The organism is Collinsella sp. HCP3S3_D1 (assembly GCF_052064015.1).
Lineage (GTDB): Bacteria > Actinomycetota > Coriobacteriia > Coriobacteriales > Coriobacteriaceae > Collinsella.
This window is the reverse complement of the sequence record NZ_JBQHWK010000011.1, coordinates 51921-75994: the sequence shown is the minus strand read 5'-3', so window position 1 is coordinate 75994 and position 24074 is coordinate 51921. Positions and strand designations below refer to the sequence as shown.

20 protein-coding genes are annotated in these 24074 nt (G+C 60.2%); 11 read left to right on the top strand and 9 right to left on the bottom strand.

Annotated features, from left to right (window positions below):
* The first annotated feature begins 54 nt into the window (after positions 1-54).
* On the top strand, positions 55-990 hold the full coding sequence (locus ACTNDJ_RS05470) for a DMT family transporter (RefSeq protein WP_427728283.1): 936 nt from the start codon (positions 55-57) through the stop codon (positions 988-990).
* 135 nt (positions 991-1125) lie between these two features.
* A complete protein-coding gene (locus ACTNDJ_RS05465; RefSeq protein ID WP_441048475.1) occupies positions 1126-1971 on the top strand; it encodes a hypothetical protein in 846 nt (281 codons plus the stop codon).
* On the opposite strand, the gene ACTNDJ_RS05460 is transcribed toward ACTNDJ_RS05465, so the two are convergent.
* Positions 1968-3119, bottom strand: a complete 1152-nt coding sequence (locus tag ACTNDJ_RS05460; protein WP_441048476.1) for a diguanylate cyclase domain-containing protein — start codon at positions 3117-3119, stop codon at positions 1968-1970. The two genes, ACTNDJ_RS05465 and ACTNDJ_RS05460, sit on opposite strands and share 4 nt — an antisense overlap.
* A 150-nt stretch (positions 3120-3269) precedes the next feature.
* Positions 3270-4292 carry a 2-keto-3-deoxygluconate permease gene (locus tag ACTNDJ_RS05455; RefSeq protein WP_441063730.1) on the bottom strand — a complete coding sequence of 341 codons (1023 nt, stop codon included), beginning with the start codon at positions 4290-4292 and terminating at the stop codon, positions 3270-3272.
* Between the two features lie 514 nt (positions 4293-4806).
* On the opposite strand from ACTNDJ_RS05455, the gene ACTNDJ_RS05450 reads away from it, so the two are divergent.
* On the top strand, positions 4807-5619 hold the full coding sequence (locus ACTNDJ_RS05450; protein ID WP_441048478.1) for an HD domain-containing protein: 813 nt from the start codon (positions 4807-4809) through the stop codon (positions 5617-5619).
* On the opposite strand, the gene ACTNDJ_RS05445 is transcribed toward ACTNDJ_RS05450, so the two are convergent.
* The 3 genes from ACTNDJ_RS05445 to ACTNDJ_RS05435 are packed head-to-tail and all read right to left on the bottom strand — an operon-like array spanning position 5616 to position 9241.
* Complete coding sequence (locus tag ACTNDJ_RS05445; RefSeq protein WP_441063729.1) at positions 5616-6821, bottom strand: FAD-binding protein; 1206 nt, start codon at positions 6819-6821, stop codon at positions 5616-5618. The two genes, ACTNDJ_RS05450 and ACTNDJ_RS05445, sit on opposite strands and share 4 nt — an antisense overlap.
* Positions 6822-7637, bottom strand: a complete 816-nt coding sequence (locus tag ACTNDJ_RS05440; protein ID WP_441048480.1) for an electron transfer flavoprotein subunit beta/FixA family protein — start codon at positions 7635-7637, stop codon at positions 6822-6824.
* A gap of 2 nt (positions 7638-7639) precedes the next feature.
* Entirely contained in the window at positions 7640-9241 is a 1602-nt protein-coding gene (locus tag ACTNDJ_RS05435; RefSeq protein ID WP_441063728.1) for an FAD-binding oxidoreductase, read from the bottom strand.
* Positions 9242-9585: 344 nt separating this feature from the next.
* On the opposite strand from ACTNDJ_RS05435, the gene ACTNDJ_RS05430 reads away from it, so the two are divergent.
* The 8 genes from ACTNDJ_RS05430 to ACTNDJ_RS05395 all read left to right on the top strand — a co-directional run bounded on the left by ACTNDJ_RS05430 (position 9586) and on the right by ACTNDJ_RS05395 (position 19255).
* Positions 9586-9882, top strand: coding sequence for a hypothetical protein (locus tag ACTNDJ_RS05430; RefSeq protein ID WP_154517147.1), 297 nt, complete (start codon positions 9586-9588; stop codon positions 9880-9882).
* Positions 9879-10388 carry a hypothetical protein gene (locus ACTNDJ_RS05425; protein WP_427719604.1) on the top strand — a complete coding sequence of 170 codons (510 nt, stop codon included), beginning with the start codon at positions 9879-9881 and terminating at the stop codon, positions 10386-10388. The genes ACTNDJ_RS05430 and ACTNDJ_RS05425 overlap by 4 nt, the downstream gene beginning before the upstream one ends.
* 87 nt (positions 10389-10475) lie before the next feature.
* Positions 10476-11078, top strand: coding sequence for a hypothetical protein (locus ACTNDJ_RS05420; RefSeq protein WP_441048482.1), 603 nt, complete (start codon positions 10476-10478; stop codon positions 11076-11078).
* Between the two features lie 280 nt (positions 11079-11358).
* Positions 11359-12750: a hypothetical protein gene (locus ACTNDJ_RS05415; protein WP_441048483.1), complete on the top strand. Its 1392-nt coding sequence runs from the start codon at positions 11359-11361 to the stop codon at positions 12748-12750.
* A gap of 87 nt (positions 12751-12837) precedes the next feature.
* A complete protein-coding gene (locus ACTNDJ_RS05410; protein WP_154517132.1) occupies positions 12838-13554 on the top strand; it encodes a DUF554 domain-containing protein in 717 nt (238 codons plus the stop codon).
* 88 nt (positions 13555-13642) lie between these two features.
* Complete coding sequence (locus ACTNDJ_RS05405) at positions 13643-15403, top strand: TerB N-terminal domain-containing protein (protein WP_441063727.1); 1761 nt, start codon at positions 13643-13645, stop codon at positions 15401-15403.
* Positions 15396-16694: an ATP-binding protein gene (locus ACTNDJ_RS05400; RefSeq protein ID WP_441063725.1), complete on the top strand. Its 1299-nt coding sequence runs from the start codon at positions 15396-15398 to the stop codon at positions 16692-16694. Before ACTNDJ_RS05405 ends, ACTNDJ_RS05400 begins: the two co-directional genes overlap by 8 nt.
* 116 nt (positions 16695-16810) lie before the next feature.
* Complete coding sequence (locus ACTNDJ_RS05395) at positions 16811-19255, top strand: DEAD/DEAH box helicase (RefSeq protein ID WP_441063724.1); 2445 nt, start codon at positions 16811-16813, stop codon at positions 19253-19255.
* Positions 19256-19459: 204 nt separating this feature from the next.
* On the opposite strand, the gene ACTNDJ_RS05390 is transcribed toward ACTNDJ_RS05395, so the two are convergent.
* The 4 genes from ACTNDJ_RS05390 to ACTNDJ_RS05375 all read right to left on the bottom strand — a co-directional run bounded on the left by ACTNDJ_RS05390 (position 19460) and on the right by ACTNDJ_RS05375 (position 23953).
* A complete protein-coding gene (locus ACTNDJ_RS05390; protein ID WP_441063723.1) occupies positions 19460-20335 on the bottom strand; it encodes a spermidine synthase in 876 nt (291 codons plus the stop codon).
* Positions 20336-22243, bottom strand: coding sequence for an elongator complex protein 3 (locus ACTNDJ_RS05385; protein ID WP_441063721.1), 1908 nt, complete (start codon positions 22241-22243; stop codon positions 20336-20338).
* Between the two features lie 97 nt (positions 22244-22340).
* A complete protein-coding gene (locus ACTNDJ_RS05380; protein ID WP_441063719.1) occupies positions 22341-23237 on the bottom strand; it encodes a DUF4097 family beta strand repeat-containing protein in 897 nt (298 codons plus the stop codon).
* Positions 23237-23953 (bottom strand): helix-turn-helix domain-containing protein, encoded by a 717-nt coding sequence (locus ACTNDJ_RS05375; RefSeq protein WP_441063717.1) that lies wholly within the window; start codon positions 23951-23953, stop codon positions 23237-23239. The genes ACTNDJ_RS05380 and ACTNDJ_RS05375 overlap by 1 nt, the downstream gene beginning before the upstream one ends.
* Positions 23954-24074 lie beyond the last annotated feature (121 nt).

Here is a 24074-nt window from a genome sequence, read left to right as displayed (position 1 = left end):
CCGGCACACCCGGTGGCGGGTTCTTTTTTACTTCGCGCATACAGGAAGGACATCATGGAAAGCCGCAAGCCGTATCTCGCCACCCTGCCCGGACTCATCCTGGGCTGCCTCGTCTGCTGCGCACTCTGGGGGTCGGCTTTCCCCTGCATCAAGATCGGCTATGAGCTCTTTGGCATCCCCGCGCACGATAGCGCCTCGCAGCTGCTCTTTGCGGGCTTGCGCTTCACGCTTGCCGGCGCCCTGGTTATCGTTGGGATGAGCGCGGCCCAGCGCTGCCCACTCGTTCCACAGGCTCGCGACATTAAGCCCATCTGCATCTTGTCGCTCTTCCAGACTATCGGGCAGTACTTCTTTTTCTACCTGGGACTCTCGCGCGCCAGCGCCATGTCGAGTTCCATCATCGAGGCCAGCGCCAACTTCCTCGCCATCCTCTTTGCCGCTCTGGCGTTTCGCACCGAAAAGCTCGATGCGACCAAGGTACTCGGCTGCGTACTGGGCTTTGCCGGCGTCGCATTCGTCAACCTTTCGGGTGCGGACGGCACCTTTGGCTTTACACTCGACGGCGAGGGATTTATATTGGCTTCCACTATTGCGGGCGCCCTGTCGACCTGCCTCATTGGCATCTTCTCGCGCGAGCATGACGGCGTCTTGCTCGCCGGCTGGCAGTTTTTGGTCGGCGGTTTGGTCCTTACCGCCATCGGGTTTTTGATGGGCGGCGCGCTATTCCCCACCGAAATCGCCCCCGCCATCGCGCTCATCATTTATATGGCGCTCATTTCCGCCGTCGCGTACTCGCTGTGGTCCCGCCTACTCGCCGTCAACCCCGTTAGCCGCGTTTCGGTCTTTGGCTTTATGAACCCGGTCTTTGGCGTGCTGTTGAGCGCGTTGTTGCTCGGAGAGGGCGCTGGCACGAGCCCCGTTACCGTAATTGTGGCCCTGCTCTTGGTCTGCAGTGGCATCATCATTGTCAACAAACCTAAAAAGGCCTAACAAACCACCCCGTTTTGAAAAGGGCAGCTCTCACTTTAGCTTAATGGAGCACACTGTATCTCGTTGATTTCGTACCGAGTCGCGGCGGCAAACGCCGCCTTGCCGTAACGCGCCGGCGACATCGAGGGGATGCAGATGCATAAGAAACTGGTTATGGGAAACCAGGCCTTTGCGTATGCCGCGCTTGCGGCGGGCGTTCGCGTGGTCGCCGGCTACCCGGGCACGCCGTCGACGGAACTTGTCGAGACAGTTGCCAAACTCAAGGCCCAAGGTAGTGCCGAGGGTGTCCACGTCGAGTGGTCGACCAACGAAAAAGCCGCGCTCGAGGTGCTGGCAGGTGCATCGTATGCAGGAGCGCGCTGCCTTTTTACCTGCAAACAAGTTGGACTAAACGTTGCCTCCGACCCGCTCATGAGCCTCAACTACGTGGGCATCAAGGGCGGTCTGGTGCTGTTTGTTGCCGATGATCCCGGCCCCATCTCCTCTCAAACCGAGCAGGATACGCGCCGCTTTGCCGCATTTGCGAAGATCCCCGTGCTCGATCCGCAAAATCTGGAGCAGGGTTACGCGATGATGCAAGAGGCATTTGAAATCTCGGAGCGCTACCATACGCCCGTTATCGTGCGCCCCACCACCCGCGTATGTCACGCCTCAACCTATTTGGAGGTACCCGAGCATACCGTCGCACATCCCGCTGGCACCTTTGAGAAGGATCCCAAATGGGTTATCTTCCCGCGCCGTTCGTTTGCCGCCCATGGCGAGGTTAACGAGCGCCTGCCGCAGATTGCAGACGCCTACTCCAGCGGCAAGGCCGCAGACGCGTTTAACCCCATCGAAAACCATGGCGATGCCACGCCGCGCCTGGTGAGCTGCCGCGCTCCGAGAAAAAGACGAGGCGCATCTTCGACAGCCGATACTAGTCCCCGAAAGCGCAGAAGGGGGGCACGACCATCGCAACGGTCGTGCGCCCCCCTTTTTTAGCGTATCTGGACGCCGACTTTCTTCTTCTCGCGCTTTACGCGGTAGAGCTCCGCGTCGGCAGCACGGAGCAAGTCTTGCCAGGTATCGACGCCATCACCAACCCGTGCGTAGCCGATGGACATCCGCAACAGATACGGAACCTCGGCGCGCGCGAGCTCGTCGTTGATTGCCGCGCACAGATGCAAGATATCCTGCTCCGCTATCGCCTTTTGAAGCACCACGAACTCATCGCCGCCATAACGCGCGATAAAGCTACCAGACGCCGAGCAGACTTCTTTGAGCGCAGCGGATATGACCTGAAGAGCATGGTCGCCCTCCACATGTCCATAGCGGTCGTTAATCTGCTTAAAGCCGTCGGCGTCCATCACAAGCAGATAAACGTCTTCGGCCTGATCCACATTTGAGAAGAGCGACAGTATATAGGTCTCAAAACGGTTGCGATTGTTGAGGCCAGTCAACGGGTCGGTCGAGATGAGCTGCTCCTGGAAGACAATGTAGAGCAGCAATATGCTAATCATTATGCCGACACAAAGACCGGGCAACGAGTATACAACCTGAAAGGTACCGCCCACCAGGGCCGGAATGGCGAAAAATGCCAAGGTTCGATAGATGGTCTTCGTCTGCAGGCTCTCGACCCTGCGAGACTGCACAAACGCATGTAGGGACGTATGTATAACGTAACAGTAGCTGACAATGGGCTGGATCATATAAGCAGAGCCGCGACTATACACGCCCTGCGAATCGATATAGAACAGGGCGTGCGTCCAGTAACTGGTAAACGCCAGCACGACCACCAGAACCGTAGGCGACGCTACAAGCACCACCCTATAGCGCGAGGCCAAAAGGCGAGAACCCTGCACCGTCTCGGAATAGATAAACCAAATGAGACACACGATGGCAAAGAGCGAAAACGAAACCGCGTTGGAAATCCAGTTGACAGCAATGCCCAACGTGCCGTCCACACCATCCAATAGCACCCAGATCATATCGAAGAATATGTACGCGGCAGAGGTGTAGCCAAGCATGCTAAACAATAGCTGCTGGGTGCTCGAGAACAAGGAGCGACGGCTCCGCACGGCAAGCCCGATAAGAACAATCATGCTTAGCAGGAATATCTCAATCTTGAGCGCCTTAACCACCAGGCCCATCTCCCCATCATCAAACCGACAGCGCTTCTCCGAGCCGCACGCATCACCATAACTCCCCCAATCCAGAGGGGAATGAGGGAATAATACCAGAGCGCCCGGGCGCTCTCACGGCGCGAGTTGCACGCCAGCATCATTGATGGGCGCCGATGGCTACTCGCCATCGATGTCGGCCGCGACGGCTTCCTCGATGGCCTCGACACCGGCGGGCGACAGGTCTTCCTTGCCCTGGCAGAACTTCTTATCGACCCAACCGGTCAGAATCGGAGCCATGATTGCCGTGATGATGACGGCGGTGGCGATCTGAGCGTATGCGGTGGGCGCAAGATCGGCATAGCGCGGCGCGACCTCGGCAAGAGCAACCGGCGTGGTCATAGCCGTGCCGGCGATGGTGGAACAAGCCACGGCGGCTTTGCCGTTACCGCCGCACAGGCGCTCGAACGCAAAGGTGATGGGACCGACGACAAACAACGTGACAAGGCCCAGCAAGATGCCGGAAATGCCGCCGGTGATAAAGCTCGACAGGCTCATAGACGCACCGAGCTGAAATCCGATGACGGCGATCGCAGGATTGGTGCCGGGAACCAGCAGGTTCTTGATGAACGGGAAGAGGTTGCCCAAAACCATGCCAATCACGAGCGGCAGGATGGAACCGATGATGGTGCCAACGGGAATGTTGGCAAGACCAGAGACACCAAGAATGATCATGGTAACCGCAGGGCCCGCCGTGAAGAACGGGATGCCCACGGCGCCCTGCTCGGACTCGTCGCCAAACTCGCCCATGATGCCCGTGTAGAGCGCCATGTTGCAAAACGTAATGCCGCCGATGATGGAAACCGAGCTCAGGCCCAAAAAGTTGTCATTAAAGAAATACGCAACGCTCAAGCCCAGCACGGCTGCCACCACAAGCTTAGGAATCAGTACGACGATGCCGGTCTTGATGGCACCCGGCGTGGACTTAAAGCTGATGCCGGCACCCACGAACAACAGGATCGCGGCGACGATGGTATTGGAACCGCCGCGGCAGGCGGCGGTAAAGAAGCCGCCGATCTCGAAGCCCTGCGGGCAGAAGGTATTGAGCAAAAGGCCGACGATCATCGGGTAGATCATGATGTCACCCGGAATGCGCGGTACTTTGAATTTCTTTTGCTCGTTGGCGATCGCTTCCTGTGCCATGAAACCCCCATTTCCGCCGACGCAGGACAAAAGCCCACGTCATGCTTTGCTACAGTAAAGTTTGACCATGGTACCAGAAGAAGCAGACCGGCTCGGTGAGAAATCCGATTCGTGGGGCCCGGACGCTAAACGCACCCCACTCCTATACGAGGCTCAAAACGATATAGAGCCCGATACCCGAGACGCAGCACCACAACATCGACTTTGTCTTGATTGCCACCGCAACGACGCCGACAGCCGCTGCGAAAAGAGCAGGCAAATAAAGAGCGATGTGCAGACAAAACCCGCAATAGCGGTGGGAATATCGACAACGGCGCACCTATCGCAACATTGGGAAGCATCACCGGCCAGACGGTTTTAACGATTTTGAGCACCATGGCGTTCCTCGTCCCGACAAGCTTTCCGAGCCGCATTCGACGACATGGCAGAATCATCGCCCGGCGGCAACCGAGTTCACCTACAATTGCCACCGGATCGAAAGACACAGAAAGACACAGCTTTTTAGGAAGTCATTATGACAGCTATCGATCGAACGGGGGCAATCGCGGCCTTCAGGACCTACACCGATGCCTACGATGCCGCCAATCCGCGTATCGCGCTCAAAATCGAGCATACGTACCACGTTGCCGAGGCATGCGATGCCGTGGCACGCAAGCAGGACTGGGCACCGCAGGACATTGACCTGGCGTGGCTTTGTGGGCTGTTGCACGATATGGGCCGCTTTGAGCAGCTGCGACGCTGGGACACGTTTAGGGATGCCGAGAGCATGAGCCATGCGAAGTTGGGCCTCGAGGTCCTCTTTGGCAAAAACCCTGCAGACGCGCCCGCGGCAACAAGTATCCGCGACTTTATCGACAGCCCGGCAGAAGACGAGCTCATCCGCGCGAGCATCGCCTATCACAGTGACTTTCGCCTGCCGGCACAACTCGACGAGCGTACACGGTGCTTCTGCGATATCGTGCGCGATGGCGACAAAATCGACATTATGCGCACCATCGCCGACAGCACCGTCGACACCATCCTCAAGGTGGATGAGGACGCATTTCTCGCCAGCCACTTCTCGGCGCCGACGTTGGCCGCCTTTGACGAGCACCGCTGCGTCGCACGTGATGAACGCGACGAGCCCGCGGACTACCTGGTAGGACTCATCTGCTTTATGTTTGAGCTCGTCTATCCGGCGAGCCGCGCGCTGGCGCGCGAGCAGGGCGATATCTACCGCCTGCTCGACGCGCCCTTTGGTATTACGCAGCCCTTTACCGACCCCGCCACACAGGCAGCCTGGAGCCGTCTTAGGGAAGAGATGCGCGACTGGCTGGCGCGCGCCTAGCGCTCAAGCTGGGCTAGCAGCTCCTCGACGACCTCGACGGCATCACCGACAACCTTGTACTGGGCAGCACCAAAGATGGGGGCATCCGGGTCCTCGTTGATGGCGATAATGCATTCCGCCCCACCGATGCCGGCAAGATGCTGGATGGCGCCCGAAACACCGATACTCACAAGCATCTTGGGCGAAACCGATACGCCCGTCTGGCCAATCTGATGGCGATACTCCAACCAGCCGGCCTCCACGACGGGTCGCGTGCAGCCAAGCTCGGCTCCCAGAGTCTCGGCGAGCCTTCGCATCAGCGGCAGGTTTTTCTTGGAACCAATGCCGCGACCTACCACGACCAGGCGCTCGGCATCGGCGATTGAAGCCTGCTGTCCCCACTCCTCGGCGGGAATCGAGATCTCGACACGAGCCTTAGCATCATCCGCAAGTGCTATCTGGGTGATCGTGCCGGAGCGGCCGTAGTCAAAGTCGGGCGCCTTAAAGATGCCGGGGCGCACCGTTGCCATCTGGGGACGATGATTGGGGCAGACGATGGTGGCCATCAGGTTGCCGCCAAACGCCGGACGCGTCTGTTGCAGCAGCCCCGTCTCCGTATCCATCGAAAGCACGGTACAGTCAGCCGTAAGGCCCGTCTGCAAACGCACGGCAACGCCGGGTGCCAGTTCGCGGCCAAAGGCGGTCGCTCCGTACAGAATGGCCTCGGGCTTGCGCTCTGCCACCAAATCGCAGATGAGGCGAGCGTAGACCTCCACATCGTTCTGGCGCAGACGCTCGTCGCGACAGATCAGGACCTCGTCTGCACCGGCGCAAACCAGATGCTCCAGGTCACCGAGAGAACCCTCGGGGCCCATGCCGACCAGCGCCACCAGGCGACAGCCGCGTGCATCCGCAAGCTCGCGGCCCTTGCCCATGAGCTCGAAGGCAACGGGAGCCACCGTATCGTGCTCGTCGGTCTGCGCGAATACCCAAATGTCTCGATATGCATCGAGGTCAACCGCGCCGGCGGCCTCGTCGCGCTCGATCGAAATGGCATTGATGGGGCAAGCGTCGACGCACCCGCCGCATAGGATGCAGCCGTCGGTTACGCGGGCGCAACGGTTGGGCCGCTCGCCTTCCACTACGATGCCGCCTGAGGCACAGGCGCGAACGCAGCGACCACAGCCGATACAGGCTTCGCTATCGATAATCAGTCCGCTCATCTATGCCATCCCCTCGATAATCTTGGCAAGTTTCGCCGCCTGCTCGGACGCCGTTCCGTCAACGGCCTCGCACGTTTGGTTGCGGTCGGGCACAAACGATCGCACGACCTGTGTCGGCGAGCCGGCAAGACCGCAGCGCGCGGGGTCGGCGTTCACGTCGGCAGCGTTGACCACGCGCACGTCCGCCTCCTCGGCCGCACGAATACCGGCGATACTCGGCATACGCAGTTGGCCAATCTCCTTGGCAGTCGTCATCGCGCACGGCATCTCAAGATAGACCGTCTCCTCGCCGGCATCGCAGCCGTGAACAAGCGCCAGTGAACCACAGGTCGTAAAGCCCGCGCTCTGCACGCAGCTCACGTCGGTCACGCAGGGAATCTCGAAGGCACCGGCAAGCTCGGGACCAATCTGGGCCGTATCGCCGTCCACCGCCATCTTGCCGCAGATGAGCAGGTCGAAGTCCTCGTCGAGCGCCTCAATGCCGCACTTGAGGGCATAGGTGGTTGCCAGGGTATCGGCACCTGCAAAGGCGCGATCGGTTAGCAGCAGTGCGTCATCGGCGCCTCGGGCGATGCAGTCGCGCAATAGCGATTCAGTCGCGGGGATGCCCATCGACACCACCGTTACGCGCACGTCCATGCCAAAGCCGATAAAGTCGTCCTTCAGCGCCAGCGCGCATTCCAAAGCGCTCGCGTCAAAGGGATTAATGACCGCCTGCTTGCCATCGCGCACGATGGTATTGGTCTTGGGGTCCATCTTGACCTCGGTGCTGCCCGGCACCGCCTTGACGCACACCACCATATGGAAATCGCTCATCTTCACGCGCCCCCTTTCTGGACGAGCTCATCCAAGAGCTTCTCCGAAAACAGGTTACCGCGGCCCAACTGCCCGGCAGGATCGAGCTGGAGCTTGAGCCGCGCCGACTCGACCATGGCCTCGTGACCGTACATCGTCTCCAAGAAGCCCGCCTTGATCTTGCCGACGCCGTGTTCGGCGGAGACGGCGCCGCCCATGGCCGTGACCTCGGAAGCCCACTGGGCAAAGAGCTCTCCGCCGCGGCGGTAATCCTGCGCATCGCGCGGCAGAATGTTCACATGCAGATGGTTGTTACCGATGTGCCCCCAGGCGGCAGATTCAAGCCCACTTTCGGCCAACGTGCGGCGATAAAGGGCGATGACATCGGCCAAACGTGCGTTGGGCACCGACATATCCGACCCCAGCTTGGTAATGGTGGGGTCCGTGCGGCGACGCTCGTCGATGAGCATGTTGACGCTCTCGGGCACCGCATGGCGGAAGAATCGCTGACACTCGCGATCGACCTCGGTGCGCGCGACCCATGTCGCATCGTCGCTGCCGCCCGCAAGCTCCAGTACCCACCCCAAGTGATACAGCTCCTCAGTCGCCTGGGCTTCGTCGTCGCAGTCGAGCTCCACGTAGACACAGACCTTGGCGTCTTTGTCGAGCGCCGGCAGCGAGGCGAACGCGGTCGACTGCTCACGCTGACGACGCAGGATATCCAGGGCGCCCGCATCGAAATATTCGATGGCAGCCGCGTGGGACAGGACGGGACGTACAGAATCGGTGAAGGACACGGCCTTGTCTTCGCTGTCAAAGAAGCAGCTCACGCCCCAAACGACCGTAGGCGCCGCCTGCAGGGCAATCTCGAGCTCGGTGATGACGCCGAGTGTTCCACACGCACCGATAAACAGATCGATGGCATCCATATCGTCAGCAACGAAATAGCCCGAAGCATTTTTGGTCTTGGGCATGGTGTAGTCGGGAAGGTCGAGCTCGAGCGTGCGGCCCTGCACCGTAACGAGCGAAAGGCGACGACCCTGTGCAAAAACCTCGCCACGGTGAAGCTCGAGCAGGTCGCCATCGGTCAGCACGACATGAAGGCCCGTGACGTGAGGGCGCATGGGGCCGTAAGCGTAGCTACGGGCGCCGGAAGCGTTGCATGCCGCCATACCGCCCAGGCAGGCAGATGCCTCGGTGGGATCGGTAGGAAAGAATTGCTCGGGAGCTTCCTGGAACTCCTCGTAGGCCTCAAGCGATGCCTGGTCCCAGCCGGCAGTCGGCAGCACTTTCTTGCCCAGTTGCTTGCGCAGCTCAGACAGCACGACGCCGGGCGCCACGCGCAAAAGAAAGCGGCCCTGCTCATCGCGGCGAATGCCTAGGTAGCGATTCATGCGGGAAGTATTGAGAATGTGACCGCCATGAGGCACGGCGCCGGCGGCAAGACCGGTCCGGGCGCCCTGAACCGTCACCGGGACACGCTCGGCATGGAGCTTTTCCATAATGGCGCGGACCTCGTCCTCCGTTGTCGGAAACGAGATGCTCGAGGCCTCGCCCGATGTGCGAGACTCATCGCGACCATACTCTTCGAACTCGTCGGTGAAGGGTTTGATGGTTGCAGACACGCGAACTCCCCCTTTAGCTAACTACAGTGTTTGCAGGGAAATGTTACCGCATCGTTTCACCGACATGTTCGAGACCGTCTCCATAATTGACGTTTTTAACGTTCGCGCAATTCGGCGAACGGCGGAATTTTCGAGACAAGCGATGCTTTTGCCACACGTTGCCGCGCAGCCACAACATGTGCATTTATCAGTCAAAAATAGTTGAGATTTTTTTCACATGCTTTTACCTGCGGGGATATCGGCTCGTCAAGCAATTGGTTAGTTATTGGGCAAGTTGCGGCTGATACGGTCGGCATCGACAGCCAAACCAATAGGAGTTTTGGCCCCAGAGCAGGGAGGTTTCCATGGCATATTACTGGCCCCAATACGGTTTCGCCATCGAAGTCGATGACGACCCCTATCTCTTGCCTTTCGACGAAGATGCATTTCCAGGTACGGAGGTCTACCACGTCACCACCGATGTGATCTGCGACCCCGAGTCGTTCTCGGCGCTCGCCCACCACATCGCGCGTATCCACAACATCGAGCTCCCTCACGACTTCGACGAGCTCATCTACTCGCGCCGCCTGATGCTTCACATGCTCTTTGGAGCGGACCCGTCCACGTTCGCACGTGTCTACACCACCAAGGACGCCGCATGAGTGCGAAGAAGCCGCCCCGCCTTGCAGGACTGGGGCGTCGCAAGAAACTCGTCGTTGTCTGCCTGGCTGTCGTCTGCGCCCTCATCGCCGTAGGGCTATACGCCTGGCAGTCGCAGCCCGTGCCCGAAGCGGGCGCCTCAGTCACGACGGCAGAAGGTAAATCGCGCCAAGAAATCCAGGATGAGCTCGACGCCATCGTCCGCGACAACATGATGACGATCTCGGTCGCGCCGGTCGCACAGTTGCAGGAAGGCGGCAAGTTGCGCGTCAACGTGCAAAACGTCCAAGACAACAAGTTTCCCCAGCGCTTCCGCGTGATTCAAAACGACGAGACCATCTATGAGTCCGGTGTGGTCGAAGCCGGCAAGACGGTTGAGACCTGCCCCGCCGGCGATATCCAAGAAGGCGAGGCATATATCGAGATTCAGGCACTCGATGCCAAGACCTACGACACCCACGGCAATCCGACGCGCGTCAAAGTGCGGGTGGCACAGGCAGAAGGCTAGTGGCCGACGCGCTCGCAGGGGCAGCACCCTGTCCCCATTCGTCCAACCATCACGGAAACAGTCCGTGACGAGCAGAAAGGATCGATTATGAACACACCCATGAACCTGAGCGGAGCCAGGGCACTCGCCGTGGGCGCAGGGCTTACGCTCGCACTTGCGATGGGCGCCGCGCCAACGGCGGCCATGGCAGAGGTGCGCGTTGGAACCACCGATGTGACGGTGAAGGCCGACATTAGCAATGTTTCGTTTAAGGCGCCAACGGTCATCCCCTTTGCCGCCAAAGCCGACGGAACGCTTGTAGGACCCTCCGACAATACGATTACCATCGACAACCTCTCGGCATATGGCATCCACGTCACCAACATGAAGGTCACGGCCAAGAACGACTGGACAATCGTTGCAGACGCAAAGACGGGCTCGGCCCAGAACTCCATCGATTTTAAGGTTGGCCCCGATACGGCAGAAAAGGATGCCAGCTCGGCGACTCAGACTACGGGCCTCGATCTTTCCCAAGACGCAAGCTTCGACATGAAGTACAAGGACATTGCCGACGGAACGGACAAAATTAGGCTCAATGTGAGTGGCCACGTCGCCCGCGTCACGCGTGACATCTACCACGCCACCGGTACGGGAGATCAAGTGGCAAGCATCACCTGGACGGTCGAGCCCGGTGCGCACGCCACGTCCTAAGGCGATTGCACTGGCCGCCATCGTCGGCATCTTGGCGTCCGCACCCGCAATGGCCTTTGCTCAACAAGAGCAAGCGCAAGCGGCCACAGAAGTGACCGTCGATCTTTCGGGCCTTAATCGCGGCAGCCGTCACGAGCCGCTCGTCCAGACGAGCGACACCCGGCAACTCATTGCGGTAGGCGTCGCCACGGTGGGAGCAGGACTGACGTGCCTTGGCCTGCACATCAAACGCAACCAATAGCCAAGCACGACCGGAGTACGCGGAATAGATAGGAGAACCATGGCACCCAAAAACCTTTTGCCCGTTGCCGCGCTCTGCAGCGCACTGGCGAGCGGTACGCCTCTCGCCGCTTGGGCGACGCCCGCCACGGCAAGCTCCTTACCGCAAGCTCTGAACCCCGCGGCGAATTCGTCGGGTATCGTCGCCTGCCAACGTTTTTCGCTCGCACATGCCACGGTCCGAACCTCGGGATGCCTTCACCGCAATGCGGTCGACTCGATAGTCGTGGATATCAAGCGACCGGACAAGGAGAACGGCCCCCAGACAGGTTGCGCCATCTGCACATGGAAATCGGCTGCAGTCGACGCCGATGGCGACCCATGCGACTTAGAGCTGCGCATCGATATTGCCTCGGTCGATGACTCGGCGAACGGGGCAAAGGTCGTCTTCGACAGCGCGGCCCATGAAGAAGAAGGGGGTGTATGCCTGGGCTGCGTTCCCTCGAATGCCGATGGCGCGCAGCCCATCATCTCCTTTACGGCGTCGCTGCGGCTGACCAAGGCGGACACCGAAGCCATCGCAACGGGAGATGCGCCTTTGCTGTTCTACGCTGGCGACGCGGACGACCAAAAGGCTCAAAGCACCAGGCAGAAGGGCTCGCTTAACCTCACGCGCGGATCAGAACCCGCCCCCATCAATATCGATGCCCAGGAGCCGGGCGTGCAGCGCATTCTCGCCGATCCGGCGCTGCTCCAAATGACATGGCACGGAGTGGGGTCCGTCGAGATTGCCGCTCCTATATCGAGCGATAATGACAAATCCCCCAAAGACGAGGTCGCAGACGCACCGGCACATGTTGACGATGCATCATCAGAAGACAACGCTGCGGTTCCTCTCGAGAAGCCAAGCGGCAGCGCCACCGAACTAGGCGATTCCCAACCGAAAGACGGCCTGGACTTTGCCGCTCCCCCAAGTGTCGACGAAGGCAACTGTTGCATGATGGTCGCGCTCGACCACACGGAAACCGTCGATGCTGCAAGCATTGAGCCAGTCGCTGCCAATGCGCCCCGCCGCAAAAATATCCTCATCGCATTCCCCAACACCGTCGAGCTCGTCTTTTTGCCTTCGGGCGAAGTCGTCGCGCCTACGGCACTTACAGCAGTGGGAGCAAAGAGCGCATCGAACGATATCCAAGCTATCTCGGCACTTGATGCCACAACGACCGCCAAGTTACACCTTTATTCCGTTGCAGCAGACGGAACGCGAACCGAAGAATTCGACGGAACCAAGCTTTTGGTTCCTCGTCGCATCGGTATCCAAGAAGACGTCCCCTATCAAATGGAACTTGAAGGGTTCGATCGCGCACGAGATGCCGACATCATTGCCGCAGCCATCGAATCCCCACAGCACCTCATGACGCTGCGCTTCGACTTTAGCCCCATCCTGTCCTAGACCGCTAACCGTCGCTTGGCTCGGATACTGAGCGCCCCTCCCCGTTCTGCTACGATTGCCGCGTTGGCATCAATTACAGGAGGGTTCATGCCGGGTTTAGGAACGATCATCAACGTCGCGCTTTTGATCGCGGGCGGTCTGCTTGGCCTTATGGGCGGGCGCTTCATTACGCCTCGCATCCAAGACACGCTCATGAAGGCGTCGGGGTTGTGTGTTCTGTTTATCGGCCTGGGCGGCACCATGCAAAAGATGCTCGTTATCGATGGAGAGGCGTTGGCGACCACCGGCACCACCATGCTTATCGTCTCATTTGCCCTCGGTTCGCTCATCGGCGAGGCCATCAACCTGGAGGCCGCCATCGAGAACCTCGGCGAATGGCTCAAGCGCAAAACCGGCAGCGAAGGCGACAACGAGTTTACCAACGCCTTTGTCTCAGCATCGCTCACCGTGTGTATCGGTGCCATGGCCATCGTAGGATCGATTCAGGACGGTCTGCTCGGCGACTGGTCCACGCTTGCCCTGAAGGGCGCGCTGGACTGCATCATCGTCTGCACCATGACGGCCTCGCTTGGCCGCGGCTGCATCTTCTCGGCCCTGCCCGTTGCCGTATTCCAGGGCACGATCACGCTTTTTGCCGGCGCACTCTCCCCCATCATGACCACCGCAGCCCTCGACAGCCTTTCGCTTGTGGGCTCTATGCTCATCTTCTGTGTTGGGGTTAACCTTATTCGACCTCAGACCTTCCGCACGGCCAACATGCTCCCCTCCGTCGTCGTGGCGGTCATCTACGCCCTCTTGTTCTAAATCTATCTACGTAGCGGTTTCTCGAACACCTGTTTGATGCTGTGCTATGATATGAGGTCACCGAAGCTGCGTTAGGAGAGGAGAAGCGGTGGCCGACCAGGACGTCAAGATGCTCATCGAGCGCATTATGGCCGAGGCCCGGACCCATCAGTCCGCCCACTTCTCAAACGAAATCTATGCTGACGAGCCGATTCTCAAGACCGGTCGACAGATGCAGAACTTCCTCCCCGACCAGTACCGCAAGATGCGCGAGATATCGCGCTGGCAAGATGATCCCAAAGGCGGCGCGGGACGTTGGCTATCGGAGGCGGAGCTCTTTTACCGCCAAGGCCTGCTGATGGCCGACTTCGAGGACGATTGTCCCTACAACGGCACCTTTAAGTCGTACTTTCCCACCTACAATGCCATGAGCGATCGACAGTTGCGCGGCTACTTTACCTGGCGTGCCCAAGTGCGCCGCGGAACTGTCGAGGAAACGTCTACGTCCTTTGCCTTCCTGTATCTCTATGAGCTGATCTGCGGCATTGGCGTAGATGACCCACTCGATGGCTTTAGCAAGATCAAGGCCTTTTGGAACGCCTATCGTGCCTTCGAGCCCGGCATCGACCGGTTTGCACGCGTGTGGTTGCAAGATTACGCCGTTTTCCACGGGCTCGACCCCAAACTGCTTCGCGACTCTAAAACCGTCATGTTCGATAACGCCCTTATCGAGCTGCGACGCGCGGCTCGAGACCTTGCACCTGCACCGACGCCGCCGGACCTGGCGCCTGCGCGTCGCAAGACCTCCGAGCCTACGCTCCCCCTCCCGCCCGACGAGGCGGGCGAGGAGCGACTCATGGCCGCCATCAACGCCCTCTCCACGTATAACCTCGATAACTCTAGACTCGATCGCAGCCACCATCGCGACCTACGCCACGTGGCATGTGCCGTGTACGTCCGCATGGCGCGCTACTATGACACGCATCGAAAGACCGGTATCGTGGCGAGCTTGTTTGGGGAGGAGACGGCCATGCCCTATACCATGTTTGCCTCGGCCGTGTTCTTTGCGCCCGAGCGCCACGAGGACTGCGAATACCGTCTTGACCCCATCCATATCTACCGCTGCCAAAACGGTTTTTGGGAATGCATGCGAATTCACGGCAGTAGGCAAAAGAGCAGCAAGCTTGGTGAGATGATGCGCGCCTGCGACCAACGTCTGCGCCTGGCCCTAGCCCCCGCCCACCCCCTGAAGGAGGAGAAGGTCCCCAAATATCTGGCCAAAATCATCGATGACGAGATCGTGGCATGGCTTTCGTGGGATGCCGCACACCAGCCCGTCAAGATCGATATCGATTTGAGCCAGCTGGGGCACATTCGGAGCGCCGCCGCGCAAACGCGTGAAGCGCTTTTGATTGATGAGGAGCGCGAGGACGGCACGCCCGCGGAAGCCGAGGCAACGCTTATCGAGCAGCCGGGCCGCGAGTCTGCGCCCGGCATGACTGCCGAACCTGGCGAGATGACCATACAGCAAGACGAACCCGACAAGCCGACTGTCTCCGCCGAAGAGTTTGGCGTCATGGCACCGCTCCTCGTGTCTGCGCCCGCACCCGTAACGCCCGCGTCTGCCGAAGCTACGAACAAACTCGCGCCCGCCGAAGATGCCTTTCTTCGCGCGCTCCTCGAGCAAAACACAGCGCAAGCGACATCGGCAGTGGAGAGGTCGGGCCAGAGCGAGGATATGCTCGTCGACAGCATCAACGAGACGCTCTTTGACCTGGTGGGAGACACCGTTATCGAGTTCGGCGCGGCAGGACCGCAAATTATCGAGGATTACGAAGCAGACGTGAGAGGATACCTAGACCATGAGTGATACCGCATCCGCAGCACCCCGCGTGCCCAAGCGCGTCGCTGCCGTCATTCTCAACTCACTCAAGGGCGGTGTGGTCCCGCGCATCGGCCTTCCCTATATCACCGTAGGGCGCGAGGTCGAGATCCGCGCCCTGCTCACCGATTTGAGTCTCATCGCCGACGGTGGCGCGAGCTTCCGGTTTCTGGTCGGTCGCTACGGCGCAGGCAAGAGCTTTTTGCTCCAGACCATCCGCACGCACGCCATGGGCGAGGGGTTCGTCGTCGCCGATGCCGACCTGTCGCCCGAGCGCCGCCTGCAGGGCGGTCAGGGGCAGGGCCTTGCCACCTACCGTGAGCTCATCCGCAACATATCGACCAAGACGCGCCCCGAGGGCGGTGCGCTCAACCTTATTCTGGATCGCTGGGTCGCCTCGTGTGCCGACGTCGACGAGTCGGTCGTCAATGCCCAACTGGCCCCGCTCGAGGAGATGGTCCACGGCTTCGACTTCGCCCGCATGCTCCGCCGCTACCGCACGGCCGTATCCGAGGGCGATGAAGAGGCCATGAGCCGCATAACCAAATGGATCCGCGGCGAATACCGCACCAAGAGCGAGGCTCGCGCCGAACTGGGTTCCTCAACCATCATTAGCGATGACGACTGGTACGACTACGTTAAGCTCATTGCGCGCTTTTTGGTCTGCAGCGGCTACAAGGGCATGCTGGTGCTCATCGACGAACTCGTGAATCTGTATAAGATTCCCAACGCGATCACGCGCCAATACAACTACGAGAAGATCCTGACCATGTACAACGACACACTCCAGGGCAAGGCGCAGTACCTGGGCATGATCATGGGCGGCACGCCAACCTCCATCGAAGACCGCCGCCGCGGCGTGTTCTCCTACGAGGCCCTGCGCAGCCGACTCGCTCAGGGCCGCTTTGCACGCGAGGACCTTAAGGACATGCTCGCGCCCATCATCCGTCTGCAGCCACTCACCTACGAAGAGTTGCTGGTGCTGATCGAAAAACTCATGCAAATTCACGCCGGCTACTTTGGCTGGACGCCCACGCTTACCGAGAACGACCTGGTGGACTTCCTCAAGATTGAGTTCGGTCGCGTGGGAGCCGACACGCATCTGACGCCGCGCGAAGTCATTCGTGACTTTATCGAGCTGCTCGACATCCTATGCCAAAACCCCAACGCCAACGTGGCCGAGCTGCTGCAAAGCGTCGGCGGTGACGCGCCAGCAGCCGCAACAGACGACACCGGCACCGCAGGCGCCGACCGCAACTTCGCCGAATTCGCCATCTAACCTGCCAAAAAGGGACAGGTTTATTTTGGCAGGTTTTATCTGGGCAAACATTGAAGCAGTCATGCAGCAAGCCACTGCCCGCCGCGTTGAGAGATTCGCTTTTGAAAGGAGGCCCCGTGAACGCCTTTGACCGCTACGCCCCGTTTATCCAAGACTTCATCTACTCCCACGATTGGGAGAGTCTGCGCTCCATTCAGGTTGCGGCGGCAGATGCCATCTTTAACACACAAGACAATGTGCTCCTGACGGCATCCACGGCTTCCGGCAAAACCGAGGCGGCCTTCTTTCCCATCCTGACCGAGTTTTGGGAGAAGCCGCCCGCGAGCGTGGGCGCCCTCTACATCGGCCCCCTCAAGGCGCTCATCAATGATCAGTTCGTCCGCCTTAACGACCTCTGCGAAGAGGCCGATATCCCTGTCTGGCACTGGCATGGCGATGTCTCACAGTCGCACAAGGCTAAGCTCATCAAAAAGCCGAGCGGCATCTTGCAGATTACGCCCGAGTCACTCGAGGCGCTCCTGATCCATAAGCACATGGCGATCCCGCGCATGTTTTGCGACCTGCGCTATGTGGTCATCGACGAGGTCCACTCGCTCATGCGCGGCGACCGTGGCGGGCAGACGCTCTGCCTTATCGAGCGACTCTCGCGCATGGCCGGCGTGCAGCCTCGACGCATTGGCCTTTCGGCCACCATCGGCGACCCCGAGCGCACGGGCGCTTTTCTCTCACAGGGAACGGGACGTGACTGCGTTATCCCTCGTTTTGAGGAACCGCGCCGCGTATGGCGCATCTCCATGGAGCACTTCTACAACTCGGGTCCCCAGGCACAGCAGCGGGGATTCGAGAGCATGGGTCCTCAAGAGGCCGAAGTTCTTGCCTCCGAGCGCATTGAGGCAGCGGCACCCACGGCGCTGCCGGCCGACACCCAAGGCATGTGCCACAGCGGACAGCCCACACAGGAGGAGCGCCGTCAACGTCGCAAACGGGCACAGGGTAAGGCAACCTCCGGGAACCGCTGCACTTCCTCGGCCCCCGAGGGCGAAGTCGACATCCCCCGGGCCGCCGAGCAAGCGCTCCTCAACCCCACCGACACCGCACCCGACAACGCCGATCCCGGCATGGGCTATATCTTCGAACACACCCGCGGGCGCAAGTGTCTGGTCTTTGCCAACTCGCGCGAGGAGGCAGAGGCCGTATGTTCCATGCTGCGCAGCTACTGTGAGAGCCGACACGAGCCTGACCGTTTCCTCATCCATCACGGCAATCTTTCGGCATCGTTGCGCGAGACGGCAGAAGAGCTCATGCGCGATGAGGAGCAGGCACAGACGACCGTCACCACCTCTACGCTTGAGCTTGGCATCGATATCGGCCGTCTGGAGCGTGCATTTCAGATCGATGCGCCATTTACCGTCAGTTCCTTTTTGCAGCGAATGGGCCGCACGGGACGCCGCGACCTTCCGCCCGAGATGTGGTTTGTCATGCGCGAGGAAGAGCCCGAGCCGCGCACGATGATGCCCGAAACCATTCCGTGGAAGCTCCTGCAGGGCATCGCACTCGTACAACTCTATCGCGAGGAAAAGTGGGTCGAGCCGCCCGAGCTCGATCGACTCCCCTACAGTCTGCTCTATCACCAGACTATGTCGACGCTTGCCAGCACCGGAGAGCTCACGCCGGCAGAACTTGCCCAGCGCGTGCTCACGCTCAGTTATTTCCACCGCGTCTCAGCCGATGACTATCGCGTGCTGCTGCGTCACCTCATTAAGATCGACCATATCCAGGTCACCGAGGGCGGCGGGCTCATCGTGGGCCTCGCGGGCGAGCGCATCATCAACAATTTTAAGTTCTACGCCGTGTTTCAGGAAAACGAGGAGTTCACCGTCCGCAGCGAGTCGGCCGAGCTGGGCACGATCGTCAATCCCCCACCGCCCGGTGAACGCATCGCCATCGCCGGGCACTGCTGGATTGTCGAGGAAGTGGACTGGAAGCGCCATACCGTCTTTGCCACGCAGGTCAAGGGCCGTGTACCGGCTTACTTTGGCGACTGCCCCGGCGACATCAACACGCATGTACTCGAGCGCATGCGTAAAGCGCTCAACGAACATGCCGCGTATCCGTACCTTATGGGCAACGCGCGGGCCCGTCTGGCGCAGGCTCGCCATACGGCCGAGATTTCGGGTGCGGGCACTAGGCCACTCATTAACCTGGGCGGCGACACCTGGGTGCTCTTCCCCTGGCTGGGCAGCTATGCCTTTTTGGCGCTCGAGCGCATGCTCAAGATTAAATGTGCCGCGGAGCTGGGCCTTCGCGGACTCGACCCGTCGCGCCCGTACTTTATGCAGTTTAAGATGAAGGCCGACGAAGAGACGTTCTTTGAGGTACTCGCCGCCGAGGCCGAGAAGGACTTCGATCCCATCGAGCTCGTCTATCCCGGCGAGGTGCCTTACTTTGATCGTTACGATGAGTTCGTTCCCGAAGAGCTCGTGCGTAAGGGCTTTGCCGAAGGCGTGCTTGACATAGAGGGTATGAAGCAGCGTGTCCGCAGCTGGCGCGACCACGCATAAAACGGGGCTGACTATATGAGCAGTCAATTTGGGACGGGGCTATTTTAGCTGCCCTTGCAGGTAAAGCGAAAGGTTTGGCCGATTAGTGGCAGGGATAGCTAAAATAGCCCCGTCCCAAATTGACTGCTCCCGATGTGGAGCGAGCCGGCATCCGAAAGCAGCTAAAAAGCCCCGTCCCAGAAAGACTGGTCGCAGAAAGACGCGCTAGTCGTGAAGGACGGCGCCGAGGAAGTCGGCGTCAAAGGGCACGGCTTCGGCAAAGGCATAGTTCCCGTCGCTGGCGATGAGCAGGTAGTTTTCCTCGCCACCGAACTCCGCATCGCCACAGGGGACCACCCAGGCGTGGGCGAATACCTCGAGTGCCGTGGCAGCGCAGTCGCGCAGGAACGTTACATCGCTCCCCTCGTTTGCGCTCACGATATTGTCAACGTAGATACCCCCGGGGTTCAGGCTGCCCCGCACTAAACGCAACGCCTCAACCGTCGCCAGCTCGCGTACGGGCTCGGCACCGCCAAAGCAATCGCTCACGACCACGTCGTAGCGACGATGGCCCACACTCGTCACACCCAGATACGAGCGAGCCTCAGCGGTTATCACCCGCAGGCGATCGCCCGCCGAGCGCTCTAGCTCGTCTAGGTAGAACCAGCGGCGCGCCAGGCGCGTAATCTCTCCGTCATACTCGATAACGTCCATGCGCAGGCCCTCGTGCGACATCAGCGCAAATTTGGGATAGGCAAACCCGCCGCCACCTAGCATAAGCATACGGCTGATACCGTGACCATAAACGTCACGCATCGCATCCTCGGCCTCAAACACGTCGTCGAACGCTCGATAATACGCAAAGACGGGCTCCGCCCAGCGCTCGCCGACGTAACTCGCGCTTTGGTAGACACCGCCTTGCACCAATACGCGGACTTCATCGCCGCCCTCATCGTGCACGCGTTTCACGCGCGTCAACCCATTGCGGGTTCGCGCAACCTGCAGGCAGGCAGCGCGAACAGCGACGGCAGCCGCGCCCAGCGCCGCGGCTCCCAGAGCAACGCCGGCAACAACGCCGGCAGAAACACTCGGCTTGTTCATCTAGAGCTCCTTTTGCAGATAGAGTCCATGGTCGTAAAAACCCAAATGGCGATAGTACTCGCGCGTACCGATCGCGCTGATCACGTTGATGTGCGTATAGCCCGCGTCCCGAGCAATATGGCACGCACGCTCCACCAGCGACCGCCCCAGTCCATGATGCTGCGCCGCCTGACCCTGGTCGCCCACGCGTGCCGCCATGCCGTACACGTGCACCTCGCGAATCATCGCCTCGTCCGGCGTCGTCGGCAACTCGTCCACATGCGCGGCGACAAACGAATGGTCGGGCAGCGACAGGCGCAAAAAGCCCGCAATCTTGCCCTGCGGCGTCACCCACTGCAAAAAACGCTCGTGCGTCACCGGCGTCTCGTACGCTACATCCTCGTCAAGGGTCAGCTCATCCAAGTCGGCACCCGCCGTGCTGATCTCGCGATAGCGAATCTCACACACCGTCGCACCGTCACCCCGAGCAGCCAGGCGGTTCTCGACGAGCTGACGCAGGTTGGGCTTCTTGTTGCCCACCATAATGTCGTCGGAGCTAAAATCGCGGATCATGCGGCTGATGCGACAGAACGGCGGCGTCACCACGATGTCATCGGCTAGCACGTCGAGCAGCTCCTCCTCGGTATAGGGGCGCCACTCGCCGCGCTCGTAACAGCCCACCAGACGCGAACCCTCGATGAGCGCGCACGGGTAGACCTTGACCTCGTCGGGCATAAAGGCCCCCTCGGTCATAAAGCGCTCGTAGTCGCGCTTGTCCCCCTCGGGTGTGGCACCCAGCAAGTTGAGCATAAAATGCGCGTGGATCTTAAAGCCAAACAGGCGCGCAAGCGAAAACGCCCGCTCGATTTGCCCCACCGAAATGCGACGCTCGTTGATATCGAGCAGGTACTGGTCGAGGCTCTGGATGCCCATCTGGATCTTGGTGCAGCCCAGGCGGCGGATGAGCGTAAGCGCCTGCGGCGTTACGGCATCGGGGCGCGTCTCGATAACGAGTCCCACCACGCGATGCTTCGCCGTCTCGTTGATGCGCTGCTGACGCTCGAGCTCCTCCATCGTTGCCGTCTGCCACTCGGTGACCTCGCCCCACGGCGTACCGGGGCCGTACAGACGACGCACCGCACGGTTATAGCCGCCCACGGCAGCATCCACACGCTCCTGCTCGTCGGCAACGCCGGCAGCGAGCTCGGCCTCGTCTGTCGCAATGCCGGCAGCCCGATAGCGCTCGCGGCGCTCCGCTACCACCGGCGGCAGCGCATCGGCGGGTGCATCGTCGAGCAGACGCCCCGCCTCGGCACGGCTGATGCCCGGACGCGCCAACATGGGGTTGGCCGCCACGCCGGCGACGGCATCGTCATTGAGCGCACGGAAAAGCTCCGACATAAACCATGTCTGATAGCCTTCCGGATAGTCGCTCCAGGTGCCACCGAGCACAATGAGCTCAATCTTATCGGTCGCATGCCCCATCTGCGAAAGCGCGGTCAGACGAGCGCTCACCTGCAAATACGGATCGAAGCAATTTTGCTCCGCACGGGCGCACGCGGGCTCGGCATGCAAATAGCTTTTGGGCATACGCAGGTCGTTGGGGCAAAACAGGCAATCGCCCGAGCACGGCCACGGCTTGGTGATGACGGTAATGGTCGCTACGCCCGAAGCCGTGCGGCGCGGCTTCATGCGTAGCACCTGCAGCAGTTGACGTTCCAGATCGGAATCGACATTCCACGCAGCCCAACGAGCCGGATCCTCACGTTTAACCCGCTGGTAGAACGGCAGCAGACGGCGCTTGGCCAGATCGCGCTTGTCGGCACCCTCACGGCGCGCCTCGGCATGTATCAGTTTGACGAGCGCCTTGTCGTCTACGGTCTCGCCGCGACGCAGGGCCTCAAGTATGTTCAAGATAATCTGTTCCATGCCCCCATTGTAAAGGCAAAGGCGCCGGAGCCCGTCACGGCCCCGGCGCCTCCATCAAAGAGCACGCCTATATGTACCGATCTCCGAAAACCGCATGTCACTCCGAATCAAACGACATGTCGCCCGAACCGACCTCAAAACGATACGTGGCAGACTTATCCCCGTTGTCGAATTCAAGATTCAAAATGGTCTCGCCGTCGTAGCCAAGCGGAAGGAAATCGCTCTCGAAGTCGCCGCTGCCCAAGGTGACGCTCGCCTTAAAGCCCGTCGAGTTCGGAACCGTCATCTCCACATCGCCCGAGGCCACGCTCACGTCCATCGACTTCGCGGGGGCCTGGTAGAGCTCGAACGTCGCATCGCCCGAACCGACCTCAGCGCTGAGCGCATCAGTCACGCTGCCCGAAAACTCTACATCTCCCGCACCCAGGAAAAGGTCGAAACCATCACAGATGACACCGGCAATCTGCAGATCACCCGAGCCCACGTGCGCGTTGACTCCCTTCAGATGTTCGGCAACACGGCGTGGCAGCTCAACCGTAACTGAGCGATCGATTGCCTTACCGTCATCACTTCCAAACTGGGAAACCTTGAGCGTCGAGTCCTCGACGGATGCGATGTTTTGCGTCGCGGCCTTGGAGGCATCCATACCCTCGGCAACGCGCCCCCGCTCTATAACGCGAGCCTTGTTGCCATCAACAACCTTGACGTCCACCGAAGCCGCATTGATATCGAAATCGAGGTAGCGGAACTCATCGGCATCAAAAGTCACACTCGAAAGTTGCTGAGGCCGAGCGGAATAGTTACCGCTATTCAAGGAATCGTCCTCGTCAAACATATCGTCAAAATCAGACAAATGGCCAGATAGAATACCGGTCGTACGCACCATATCGGAATGAGCCAATAGCCGCGAAATGCCAAAGACAAGCCCAATGATGAGCACAAACGCTCCGACGCCAACGCCCAAGCGTACCTTGGATTCATGCGAAAGCTTCATCATTCATCACCCTCTTTGGCAATCGGCTCAGCGGTGGTCGCGGTAGCCACGTCAGCATCAACCGCAGCGGAAACATTCCGAGCCCTAGCCGTCACCGGCGCCGGACCAACCTGAATATCACCGCGCGCCCAATCGCCATCGAGCGCACGCGCCACCCAGTGATAGATGGGAATCGTAAAGAAGATCAGCGCGGCAAAGGGGCCGGCGCCAAACGGGAACATCAGCAAAAAGAACAGCAGCCAGCACACGGCCCAATACGGGAACGACTGGAACGGGCCCTTCACCGGAGTCGAGCCAACTGCGCCGCCACTCGTCGCCTGCGCCGTAGCAGCATTGGCGGCCTGCGCACTCCAGCTTGCCGCTTGCGCCGCCTTGGCCGCAGCATCACTCGCCTGTGTTGCCGCCTCGGTGGCACGTGCCGCCGCCTCATGGGTGCGTGCGCGCTCCGCGGCCTCGGCCTCGCGCTGGCGGGCGCGGTCCTCGTTCTCAAACTCGATATCGTCCTCGATCTCATCGCTCGGATTGAGCAGCTCGTCCAGGCTCACGCCATAGAGCTTGGCGAGCGAGATCAGGTTCTCGGTATCGGGCGAGCTCTCCGCGCGTTCCCATTTGCTGACCGCTTGGCGCGACAGTCCCAGCTTTCGTGCCAGCCCTTCTTGACTAAAGCCTTTGCTGCGGCGAAGGTCGGCGAGCCGCTGCGCAGTTTCTACATTCATGGTTCCTCCTATGTGATGCCAGCCGTGCCGCCGGACCGTTTTTGTTCTTAAGGCGCCTTGCACAGTTAAAAATCTATCCGCCACCGCCAAAAGCATGCCACCTATTCTAGTGAGATTTTTG

Coding starts and splice junctions, on each gene's coding strand:
- ACTNDJ_RS05420 (WP_441048482.1), top strand. CDS start 10,476: ATGAACACACCCATGAACCTGAGCGGAGCCAGGGCACTCGCCGTGGGC.
- ACTNDJ_RS05410 (WP_154517132.1), top strand. CDS start 12,838: ATGCCGGGTTTAGGAACGATCATCAACGTCGCGCTTTTGATCGCGGGC.
- ACTNDJ_RS05460 (WP_441048476.1), bottom strand. CDS start 3,119: ATGGGCCTGGTGGTTAAGGCGCTCAAGATTGAGATATTCCTGCTAAGC.
- ACTNDJ_RS05415 (WP_441048483.1), top strand. CDS start 11,359: ATGGCACCCAAAAACCTTTTGCCCGTTGCCGCGCTCTGCAGCGCACTG.
- ACTNDJ_RS05380 (WP_441063719.1), bottom strand. CDS start 23,237: ATGAAGCTTTCGCATGAATCCAAGGTACGCTTGGGCGTTGGCGTCGGA.
- ACTNDJ_RS05470 (WP_427728283.1), top strand. CDS start 55: ATGGAAAGCCGCAAGCCGTATCTCGCCACCCTGCCCGGACTCATCCTG.
- ACTNDJ_RS05445 (WP_441063729.1), bottom strand. CDS start 6,821: ATGAGCGGACTGATTATCGATAGCGAAGCCTGTATCGGCTGTGGTCGC.
- ACTNDJ_RS05390 (WP_441063723.1), bottom strand. CDS start 20,335: ATGAACAAGCCGAGTGTTTCTGCCGGCGTTGTTGCCGGCGTTGCTCTG.
- ACTNDJ_RS05375 (WP_441063717.1), bottom strand. CDS start 23,953: ATGAATGTAGAAACTGCGCAGCGGCTCGCCGACCTTCGCCGCAGCAAA.
- ACTNDJ_RS05385 (WP_441063721.1), bottom strand. CDS start 22,243: ATGGAACAGATTATCTTGAACATACTTGAGGCCCTGCGTCGCGGCGAG.
- ACTNDJ_RS05450 (WP_441048478.1), top strand. CDS start 4,807: ATGACAGCTATCGATCGAACGGGGGCAATCGCGGCCTTCAGGACCTAC.
- ACTNDJ_RS05465 (WP_441048475.1), top strand. CDS start 1,126: ATGCATAAGAAACTGGTTATGGGAAACCAGGCCTTTGCGTATGCCGCG.
- ACTNDJ_RS05400 (WP_441063725.1), top strand. CDS start 15,396: ATGAGTGATACCGCATCCGCAGCACCCCGCGTGCCCAAGCGCGTCGCT.
- ACTNDJ_RS05425 (WP_427719604.1), top strand. CDS start 9,879: ATGAGTGCGAAGAAGCCGCCCCGCCTTGCAGGACTGGGGCGTCGCAAG.
- ACTNDJ_RS05430 (WP_154517147.1), top strand. CDS start 9,586: ATGGCATATTACTGGCCCCAATACGGTTTCGCCATCGAAGTCGATGAC.
- ACTNDJ_RS05455 (WP_441063730.1), bottom strand. CDS start 4,292: ATGGCACAGGAAGCGATCGCCAACGAGCAAAAGAAATTCAAAGTACCG.
- ACTNDJ_RS05440 (WP_441048480.1), bottom strand. CDS start 7,637: ATGAGCGATTTCCATATGGTGGTGTGCGTCAAGGCGGTGCCGGGCAGC.